Below are 9,128 nucleotides of genomic sequence, written 5' to 3'. Positions count from 1 at the left end.
CCGCATCACCGTTGGTGGCCCCTCGGGTCAGGCCGGTGCGCTCCGCCTCGCGATCGCGCGTGCGCTGAACGAGATCGACCGCGAGAACAACCGCCGGCGCTCAAGAAGGCCGGCTTCCTCACCCGTGACGCCCGCGTCATCGAGCGCAAGAAGGCCGGTCTCAAGAAGGCCCGCAAGGCGTCGCAGTTCTCGAAGCGCTAGTCGCTCACCGAACCCGATCGCAATGCCGCGTCTGTTCGGTACCGACGGTGTTCGTGGTCTCGCCAACGGCGAGCTGACGGCCGCGCTGGCTCTGGGTCTCGCCCAGGCCAGCGCGGCCGTGCTCACACACGGACACCATGCGGACGCCCGCCGTGCGTCCGGTCGACCGCGTCCCCGCGCGGTCCTGGCGCGCGACCCGCGCGTCTCCGGCGAGTTCCTCGGTGCTGCCGTCGCAGCCGGGCTCGCCTCCGCCGGCGTCGACGTGCTCGACGCCGGGGTCATCCCCACCCCCGCTGCCGCGTTCCTCGTCGCGGACATCGACGCCGACTTCGGCGTGATGATCTCCGCGTCGCACAACCCGGCGCCCGACAACGGGATCAAGTTCTTCGCCGCCGGTGGCCGCAAGCTGCCCGACGAGGTCGAGGACCGCATCGAGGCGGCCATGCACGACCACTCGGCGCCGACCCCGACCGGCGGCGACGTCGGCCGGATCACCCGCTTCGCGGACGCCGAGGACCGCTACGTCGTGCACCTGCTCGGCACGCTCCCGGCCCGGCTCGACGGGATCCACGTCGTGCTCGACTGCGCCAACGGGGCCGCGTCGGCGGTCTCGCCCGAGGTGTTCCACAACGCCGGGGCCAAGATCACCGTGATCGGTGCCGACCCGAACGGCGTGAACATCAACGACGGTGTGGGCTGGACGCACCTCGACAACCTCGCCCGCGCGGTGCTTGAGGCCGGCGCCGACGTCGGCATCGCGCACGACGGCGACGCCGACCGCTGCCTCGCGGTGGATGCCGCCGGCAACCAGATCGACGGCGACCAGATCATGGCGATCCTCGCGCTGTCGCTCAAGGAGCGCGGGCAGCTCCACGACGACACGCTCGTCGCGACCGTCATGTCGAACCTCGGGCTCATCCGGGCCATGTCGGACAACGGCATCGCGGTCGAGCAGACCGCCGTGGGTGACCGGTACGTGCTCGAGCGCATGAACGAGGGCGGCTTCTCGATCGGCGGCGAGCAGTCCGGCCACGTCATCCTCAACGAGTTCGCCACCACCGGCGACGGCATCCTCACCGGACTGCACCTCGTCGCCGAGATGGCACGGACCGGCAAGTCGCTGGCCGAGCTCGCCGCGTGCATGACGGTGTTCCCGCAGGTGCTCCTCAGCGTGCGCGGTGTCGACCGGACGGGGCTCGACGACCAGGGCGTGCAGGACGCGGTCGCGGCGCACACCGCCGCGCTCGGCGACTCCGGACGGGTGCTCCTGCGGCCGTCCGGCACCGAGCCCGTCGTGCGGGTCATGGTCGAGGCGGCGTCCCAGGCCGATGCCGAGCGCATCGCCGAGGACCTCGCCGCCGTCGTACGCGCGCGGCTCGCGATCGAGGACGCCGCGTAGGACCGAACTGCTGGAGCGGTGACCGGCGCAAGTCTCCGCCGCACAACCAAAGACCCCCGGAACCGCGCGATGCAGTGGTTCCGGGGGTCTTTGGTTGTGCGCAGGCCGGCGGCACCGCGTGTGCGGCGCTCGCTCAGATCTTCCGGAGCAGCACCGAGTTGACCTTGTGGTTCGCGCCCTTCTTGAGCACGAGCGTGGCCCGGGAGCGCGTCGGCAGCACGTTCTCGACGAGGTTCGGCTCGTTGATCGCCCGCCACACCTCGGTCGCCGTGCGCACCGCGTCCTCGCGGGAGAGCGAGGCGAAGCGGTGGAAGAACGAGTCCGGACTGGAGAACGCTTCCTCCTGCAGAGCGAGGAACCGGTCGACGTACCAGGATTCGATGTCCTTGGTCTTCGCGTCGACGTAGATGGTGAAGTCGAACAGGTCGGACAGCGCGAGCCGCCCGTTCGTCGGCGCCGCGAGCACGTTCAGTCCCTCGACGATGAGGATGTCCGGCTGTCGGACGACGACTTCGGCGTCGGGCACGATGTCGTACACGAGGTGCGAGTAGAACGGCGCCCGGACCTCGGCGGCCCCGCTCTTGACCTGGCTCACGAAGCGGAGCAGCGATCGGCGGTCGTACGACTCGGGGAAGCCCTTGCGGTCCATGATCCCGCGGCGTTCGAGTTCGGCGTTCGGGTAGAGGAACCCGTCGGTGGTCACGAGCTCGACCCGTGGCGTGTCCGGCCAGCGCTTCGTCAGCTCACGGAGCAGGCGCGCGACGGTCGACTTGCCGACGGCGACCGAGCCCGCGACGCCGATGACGAACGGCGTCCGGCTCGCGCGTTCCCCGAGGAAGGCGGAGGTCGACGCGTGCAGGTTGCGTGCGCCGGCGGCGTACAACGTCAGGAGGCGCGACAACGGCAGGTAGACCTCCTGCACCTCCCGCATGTCCAGCCGGTCGCCGAGCCCGCGCAACTGCACGATCTCGGTCTCGGTGAGCGACAGGTGCTCCTTCGGGGCGAGCTGCGCCCACTCGTCGCGGGGGATCTCCACGAAGGGGGTCGGGTGCGCGACGGCGGTGTCCGTGATCGGCATGGGGACGAGCGTACCGACGGGAGGCCCTGATCACGTGAGCCGACCGGCTCACGTGCACCGCGCCTCCCGTCAGCACCGTCAGCACCGTCAGCACCCTCAGGCGGGCAGGGCCGCCTCGATGGCGGCGACGACCTCGGGGGCGTCCGGCTTGGTGGTCGGACGGAAGCGCGTGACGGTGCCGTCGGGCGCGACGAGGAACTTCTCGAAGTTCCACGAGACCCGGCCGGCCTTGCCGGAGGCGTCCGGGGTCTCCTTGAGGGCCTGGTAGAGCGGGTGGGCGCCCTTGCCGTTGACCTTGACCTTCTCGGACATCGGGAAGGTGACACCCCAGGTGGTGGAGCAGTACTCCTCGATGGCCTCGGACGAGCCGAGCTCCTGCAGGAACTGGTTGCTCGGGAAGCCGAGGACCGTGAACCCACGCGGTCCGTACTCCTTCTGGAGCGCCTCGAGCTGCTCGTACTGCGGCGCCAGCCCGCAGCGGGAGGCGACGTTGACGACGAGGACGGCCTTGTCCGCGAACTCCCCGAACGTGGTCTGCTCACCGTGCAGCGTCGTGATCTCGATGTCGTCGAAGCGTCCCATGGCCGAAACGGTATCCCTCTCGTGGCGGGCATGCAGGGTGGGCATCCAGCCAGACCGTAGGATCGAGCGCATGTGTGGAATCGTGGGCTACGTCGGCACCAACAGCAGCCAGGACGTCCTCCTCGGTGGTCTCCGTCGGCTCGAGTACCGTGGCTACGACTCGGCGGGCATCGCCGTCGTGGACGGCGCGTCGGACCTCGCCTCGGCGAAGAAGGCCGGCAAGCTCCAGGCCCTCGTCGACGAGCTCGAGGCGCACCCGATCGCGGACGGCGGCACCGGCATCGGGCACACCCGGTGGGCGACGCACGGTGGCCCGACCGACGGCAACGCGCACCCGCACCTGGCCGACGGCGGCAAGCTCGCGCTCATCCACAACGGCATCATCGAGAACTTCGCGGAACTCCGCGCCGAGCTGGAGTCCGACGGCGTCGTGTTCACCAGCGAGACCGACTCCGAGGTCGCGGCCCACCTGGTCGCGAAGTCCTTCCGCGACACCGGCGACCTGACGGCGGCCATGCAGCAGGCGGTCCAGCGGCTCGAGGGCGCGTTCACGCTCCTCGTCGTGCACGCTGACCAGCCGGGCGTCGTCGTCGGCGCCCGCCGCAACTCGCCGCTCGTGGTCGGACTCGGCGACGGCGAGAACTTCATGGGCTCGGACGTGGCGGCGTTCGTCGCGCACACGCAGCGCGCCCTCGCCATCGGGCAGGACGAGATCGCCACGATCCGTCCCGACGGCGTCGACGTCATCCACTTCGACGGCACCCCGGCGACGCCGAGCGAGTTCGAGGTGAACTGGGACGCGTCCGCGGCCGACAAGGGCGGCTGGACGTCGTTCATGGCGAAGGAGATCAGCGAGGAGCCCGAGGCCGTCGCGAAGACGATCCTCGGCCGCGTGCACGACGGCGCGGTGACCCTGACGGACCTCGACCCGATCGCCGACCGGCTCGCCCGGGTCGACCGCGTCATCGTCATCGCCTGCGGTACCGCGGCCTACGCCGGCATCCTCGGCAAGTACGCCATCGAGCAGTGGGCGCGCGTCCCGGTCGAGGTCGAGCTCGCCCACGAGTTCCGGTACCGCGACCCGGTGCTCGACGACCGCACGCTCGTGGTCTCGATCAGCCAGTCGGGCGAGACCATGGACACGCTCATGGCCGTGAAGTACGCCCGCGAGCAGGGTGCGCAGGTCCTCTCGATCTGCAACACCCAGGGTGCGACGATCCCGCGCGAGTCCGACGCGGTGATCTACACGCACGCCGGGCCCGAGGTCGCCGTGGCCTCGACGAAGGCCTTCATCGCCCAGGGCGTCGCGCTGTACCTGCTCGGGCTGCACCTCGCCACGCTGCGCGGGACCCTGACGGCCGAACAGATCGCCGAGCAGGTCGCCGAGCTCGAGGGCCTCGCCCCGAAGCTGCAGCAGACCATCGACGACGCGTCCGGCATCAAGGACCTCGCCCGCTGGATGGCGGACACCCGCAGCGTGCTCTTCCTCGGCCGCCACGTCGGGTACCCGATCGCACTCGAGGGTGCGCTCAAGCTCAAGGAGCTCGCGTACATCCACGCCGAGGGCTTCGCCGCGGGTGAGCTCAAGCACGGGCCGATCGCCCTCATCGAGCCGGGTCAGATCGTCTTCGTCATCGTGCCCTCGCCGCGCGACAGCCGCTCGCTGCACCCGAAGGTCGTGTCGAACATCCAGGAGATCCGCGCACGCGGGGCCCGGGTGATCGCCATCGCCGAGGAAGGGGACGCCGCCGTGCTGCCCTTCGCGGACGAGGTCCTGCGCATCCCGCTCGCGACGCCGCTGTTCGAGCCGCTGCTCGCGGTCGCGCCGCTGCACATGTTCGGCATGGAGCTCGCCGCGGCCAAGGGCCTCGACGTCGACCAGCCGCGCAACCTCGCGAAGTCGGTCACCGTCGAGTAGTCGACCGTGATCATCGGCATCGGGGTGGACGTCGTCGACCTGGAGCGGTTCCGGGGTGTGCTCGAGCGCACCCCGGCGCTCCGGACGCGCCTGTTCACCCCGGCGGAGCTCGTGCGGGACGGCGAGCCCCGCCCGCCCGCCTCGTTGGCTGCGCGCTTCGCCGCGAAGGAGGCCCTCATCAAGGCCTTCGGCACGAGCGCCGGACTGAGCTGGCAGGAGCTCGAGGTCGTCGCGGACGACCAGCGGAACCCGTCCCTGACCCTCCACGAGGGCGCACGGCGGGTGGCGGAGCAGCGTGGCGTGACGAACGTGCACCTGTCGCTGTCGCACGATGGAGGGATCGCGACGGCGTTCGTGATCATCGAAGGGAAGCCGGATTGACCAGCCACTTGCTCGAGCCGCGCCGGTCGGCGCGGCTGCACCTGTGCCTCCAGGCCGTCGTGGGTGACGCGCGGTGAGCGCGTTCACCGGGATCACGGTCGACCGGGAGGCCCTGATCGCCAACTACGCGACGGTCGCCGAACAGGTGGCCCCCTCCGGCGTCATCGCGGTCGTCAAGGCGAACGCCTACGGCCACGGCGCCACCGACGCCGCACGGGCGTTCGTGGACGCCGGTGCTGAGTGGCTCGGGGTGGCCGACATCGACGAGGGCATCGCCCTGCGCGAGTCCGGCATCGACGAGGGCACCCGGATCCTCGCGTGGCTGCACGCCCCTGACGAGGACTTCCGCCGCGCGGCGCAGTACGACATCACGCCCGCGGTCTCCAGCGTCTCGCAGCTCTCCGCCGCGGCCGACTCCGAGGTGGGGGCCGTGCACGTCTGCGTCGACACCGGGCTGAGCCGCAACGGTGCGGTCGAGTCCGAGTGGCCGGAGCTCTTCGAGACCGCCGGGCGCCTCGCCCGCAGCGGTTCCCGCACCCGTGTCGAGGGGCTCATGTCCCACCTGTCGAACGCCTCGCGCGCGGACGACCTCGACCAGGACGCCGCACTGCAGCGCGCGCTCGACGGCCTCGCGGCGAACGGCATCGTGCCCGACATGGTCCACCTCGCGGCGAGTGCGGCGAGCATCGCCGTGCCGGAGACCCGGCGCGACATCACCCGGGTCGGCGTCGCGCTGTACGGCTTGAGCCCGTTCGCGGACCGCACCTCGGCAGACCTCGGACTCCGCCCGGCGATGCGCGTCACGGCCGCGGTGCTCCGGACCGTCCCGGTGCGCGCGGGTGAGGGTGCGAGCTACGGCTTCACCTGGCGGGCCGAGCAGGACACCCGCCTCGCGGTCGTCGGGCTCGGCTACGCGGACGGCTTCGACCGAGCGCTCGGCAACCACGTCGCGGTGCGCATCGGCGACCGACGGTTCCCGGTGGTCGGTCGGGTCGCGATGAACGCGATGCACATCGACATCGGCGACGCCGACGTGCAGGTCGGCGACGAGGTCGTGCTCTGGGGCGACCCGGCGAACGGCGACCCCGCGGTCGAGGAGTGGGCGGCGGCGACCGGCACCATCAACTACGAGGTCGTGGCCCGCGTCGGCCGCAGCGTCGAACGGAGGACCACGTGACCGCGTCACTGCGCCAGGCGGCGGTGGACCTCGACGCCTACCGGGCGAACCTCGACCTCGTGCGCGAGTGGATGGACCCCGTCGAGCTCATGGCGATCATGAAGGCGGACGCCTACGGGCACGGGCTCGAGCCCATCGCGCTCGCCGCGGTCGACGCCGGGGTGCGGTGGATCGGCGTCCTCACGGTCCCGGCAGCGCTCCGGCTCCGGGCGATCGGGGTCGACGAGGCCGTCCGGGTGTTCACGTGGCAGCACGCCCCGGACCTCGACTTCCGTGACGCGATCGACTCCGCCGTCGACCTCGGCGTCTCGAACGTGCCCGAGCTGCAGCGGGTCGTCGACGCCGTCGACCACCGTCCGGCGCGTGTGCACCTCGGCTTCGACTCCGGACTCCACCGCGACGGCGCGACGCCGGAGCACTGGCCGGACCTCGTGGCGGCCGCGCTCGAGGCGCAGCGCGCGGGCCGGATCGAGGTCGTCGCCGCGTACACGCACCTCGCGGAGTCCTCCGACGACGAGGACAGCGCCTCCGTAGCGGCCTTCGACGCCGCGGTCGAGCAGGCCGAGGACGCCGGGCTCGACATCCCGCTGCAGCACGTGGCGGCCTCGCTCGCCGGACTGGAGCGCAAGGAGTTCCGGAAGGACATGGTCCGGATGGGCGCGAACCTGTTCGGCATCCCCGGCGCCGACGGGGTCTCCGCGGCCGACCTCGGCCTCGAGGCCGTGATGACGCTCCGTGCCGCCGTCGCGAAGACGAAGCGCGTCCCCGTCGGCACAGGGGTCTCCTACGACTACACGTACCGGACGGCGACGGAGACCACGCTCGTGCTCGTCCCCGTGGGCTACGCGGACGGGGTGCCCCGGCTCGCGCAGGGCCGGCTCGAGGTCGCGATCAACGGGAAGCGGTACCCGATCGCCGGTCGGGTCGCGATGGACCAGTTCCTCGTCGACGTCGGCGACGACGACGTCCGGGTCGGTGACACCGTCACGCTGTTCGGTACGGGCGAGCACGCCGAGATGACCGTCCTCGAGTGGGGTGCGGCGCTCGACACCATCGGCGAGGAGATCGTCTGCCGCATCGGCGCGCGCGTGCCCCGCGTGTACGAGGGGCACGACGCCGAGGGCCACGTCGCCGAGTACCTCCGGGGGGAGCGGTGACCGAGCCGCGCGTCCTGCTCGACATCGAGGTCGACTCGACCGCCGCCATGGGCGAGCTCGGGGCCCGGCTCGCCGGTGTCCTGCGCGCGGGGGACCTCGTCGTGCTGACGGGGCCGCTCGGTGCCGGCAAGACCACGCTGACGCGGGGCCTCGGGGCGGCGCTCGGCGCACGCGGTCAGGTGTCGAGCCCGACGTTCGTGCTCGCCCGGACGCACCCGACCACGAGTGGCCCGGACCTGGTGCACGTCGACGCCTACCGGCTGAGCGACCCCGTGGAGCTGGACGACCTCGACCTCGACTGGGACGGCTCGATCGTCGTGGTCGAGTGGGGCCGCGGGTTCGTCGACGGCATCTCCGAGGAGGTGCTCGACGTCGAGATCGTCCGGGCGACCGGGGCGGACGCGACGGACGGCTCGGTCGACGAGGGCGACCCCGACGACGTCCCGGACGAGCCGCGGCGGGTGGTCGTGACCGGCGCCGGACCGCGCTGGGCCGACATCGTCCTCTGACCGGCCGCCCTCGACCGGTGGCCCACCGGTCTGACGCAGCTCAGCGCAGGGCGAGCACCTGCTCGGCCACGAGGTCGGGGCGGGTGACGAACGGGTGGTGTCCGGTCGGGACGTCGACCGACCGGGTGGCGCGTGCGGCGTGCAGGCGCTGCAATGATCCGCCACTCCCGACCAGCTGGGACGTGCACCACCTGACCGCGGGTGTCTGGACGAAGATCGGGCTGTGGGCCACTGTCGAGAACACCGGATCCCCGGTCGCGCTGCGGGTCTTCACGACGGATGACACGAGCGGCGGGGGCTCGCTCCTCATCGACGACTGTTCCGTCGTCCCCAAGCCGTGAGCCCGGTACCTGAGCCCGAGACCTGATCCGAGGGGGGCGCTCCCGCCCGGGCCGCCCTCGGGCGGCGACACGCCTACGATGGTCTGGTGCTGCTCGCGATCGACACCTCCGCCGGGACCTCCGTTGCCGTCGTCGACCCCGACTCCCGTCAGGTGCTCGCCGAGCGCAGCACCGATGACTCTCGCCGGCACGCCGAGGTGATCGGACCGTTCCTCGCCGAGGTCTTCGCCGAGGCCGGCGTCACCCCGGCGGACGTCACCGGTGTCGTCGCCGGGACGGGTCCCGGCCCCTTCACCGGCCTCCGGTCGGCATCGCAGCGGCTCGCACGTTCGCCGCGGCGCGGGGCGTCCCGGTCCTGCCCGTGGTCAGTCACGACGCGGTCGCG

At 71.8% G+C, this 9,128-nt stretch carries 9 protein-coding genes and 3 pseudogenes; 10 read left to right on the top strand and 2 right to left on the bottom strand.

Annotation, left to right across the window (positions count from 1 at the left end):
- Positions 1-4 precede the first annotated feature (4 nt).
- The 3 genes and pseudogenes from rpsI (I59_RS23935) to glmM form a co-directional block, all read left to right on the top strand.
- Positions 5-124, top strand: a pseudogene (gene rpsI, locus I59_RS23935) (30S ribosomal protein S9); the annotation flags it as partial.
- A gap of 8 nt (positions 125-132) precedes the next feature.
- A pseudogene (gene rpsI / locus I59_RS23930) lies at positions 133-201 on the top strand (30S ribosomal protein S9); the annotation flags it as partial.
- Positions 202-223: 22 nt separating this feature from the next.
- Complete coding sequence (gene glmM, locus I59_RS15395; protein WP_022904635.1) at positions 224-1,600, top strand: phosphoglucosamine mutase; 1,377 nt, start codon at positions 224-226, stop codon at positions 1,598-1,600.
- Between the two features lie 133 nt (positions 1,601-1,733).
- Here the strand turns inward: glmM and coaA are convergent, their stop codons facing one another.
- Positions 1,734-2,678, bottom strand: a complete 945-nt coding sequence (gene coaA / locus I59_RS15390; RefSeq protein ID WP_022904634.1) for a type I pantothenate kinase — start codon at positions 2,676-2,678, stop codon at positions 1,734-1,736.
- Positions 2,679-2,774: 96 nt separating this feature from the next.
- Positions 2,775-3,260 carry a glutathione peroxidase gene (locus I59_RS15385; RefSeq protein WP_022904633.1) on the bottom strand — a complete coding sequence of 162 codons (486 nt, stop codon included), beginning with the start codon at positions 3,258-3,260 and terminating at the stop codon, positions 2,775-2,777.
- Positions 3,261-3,330: 70 nt separating this feature from the next.
- On the opposite strand from I59_RS15385, the gene glmS reads away from it, so the two are divergent.
- From glmS to tsaB, 7 genes and pseudogenes are all read left to right on the top strand, one after another.
- Positions 3,331-5,178: a glutamine--fructose-6-phosphate transaminase (isomerizing) gene (glmS, locus tag I59_RS15380; RefSeq protein ID WP_022904632.1), complete on the top strand. Its 1,848-nt coding sequence runs from the start codon at positions 3,331-3,333 to the stop codon at positions 5,176-5,178.
- Positions 5,179-5,184: 6 nt separating this feature from the next.
- Complete coding sequence (locus I59_RS15375; RefSeq protein WP_022904631.1) at positions 5,185-5,559, top strand: holo-ACP synthase; 375 nt, start codon at positions 5,185-5,187, stop codon at positions 5,557-5,559.
- A gap of 73 nt (positions 5,560-5,632) precedes the next feature.
- Positions 5,633-6,736 carry an alanine racemase gene (alr, locus tag I59_RS15370; RefSeq protein WP_022904630.1) on the top strand — a complete coding sequence of 368 codons (1,104 nt, stop codon included), beginning with the start codon at positions 5,633-5,635 and terminating at the stop codon, positions 6,734-6,736.
- Entirely contained in the window at positions 6,733-7,893 is a 1,161-nt protein-coding gene (gene alr / locus I59_RS15365) for an alanine racemase (RefSeq protein WP_042726812.1), read from the top strand. The genes alr (I59_RS15370) and alr (I59_RS15365) overlap by 4 nt, the downstream gene beginning before the upstream one ends.
- 47 nt (positions 7,894-7,940) lie before the next feature.
- Positions 7,941-8,402 (top strand): tRNA (adenosine(37)-N6)-threonylcarbamoyltransferase complex ATPase subunit type 1 TsaE, encoded by a 462-nt coding sequence (tsaE, locus tag I59_RS15360; protein WP_042726813.1) that lies wholly within the window; start codon positions 7,941-7,943, stop codon positions 8,400-8,402.
- Between the two features lie 182 nt (positions 8,403-8,584).
- The gene (locus tag I59_RS22955) at positions 8,585-8,743 is read left to right on the top strand and encodes a hypothetical protein (protein WP_022904628.1); all 159 of its coding nucleotides are present in this window, start codon (positions 8,585-8,587) and stop codon (positions 8,741-8,743) included.
- An 86-nt stretch (positions 8,744-8,829) separates the two neighbouring features.
- Positions 8,830-9,128, top strand: a pseudogene (gene tsaB, locus I59_RS20180) (tRNA (adenosine(37)-N6)-threonylcarbamoyltransferase complex dimerization subunit type 1 TsaB); the annotation flags it as partial.

It is taken from the genome of Curtobacterium sp. B8 (assembly GCF_000333315.1).
In the GTDB taxonomy this organism is placed as follows: Bacteria; Actinomycetota; Actinomycetes; order Actinomycetales; family Microbacteriaceae; genus Curtobacterium; species Curtobacterium luteum.
Note: the sequence above shows the minus strand (reverse complement) of the source record. Positions and strands in the feature narration are given on the sequence as shown.

What these genes read in the sequence shown, in the direction of transcription:
- I59_RS15385 (WP_022904633.1), bottom strand. Translation starts at nt 3,260, where the DNA reads ATGGGACGCTTCGACGACATCGAGATCACGACGCTGCACGGTGAGCAG.
- glmS (WP_022904632.1), top strand. Translation starts at nt 3,331, where the DNA reads ATGTGTGGAATCGTGGGCTACGTCGGCACCAACAGCAGCCAGGACGTC.
- glmM (WP_022904635.1), top strand. Translation starts at nt 224, where the DNA reads ATGCCGCGTCTGTTCGGTACCGACGGTGTTCGTGGTCTCGCCAACGGC.
- coaA (WP_022904634.1), bottom strand. Translation starts at nt 2,678, where the DNA reads ATGCCGATCACGGACACCGCCGTCGCGCACCCGACCCCCTTCGTGGAG.
- tsaE (WP_042726813.1), top strand. Translation starts at nt 7,941, where the DNA reads ATGGGCGAGCTCGGGGCCCGGCTCGCCGGTGTCCTGCGCGCGGGGGAC.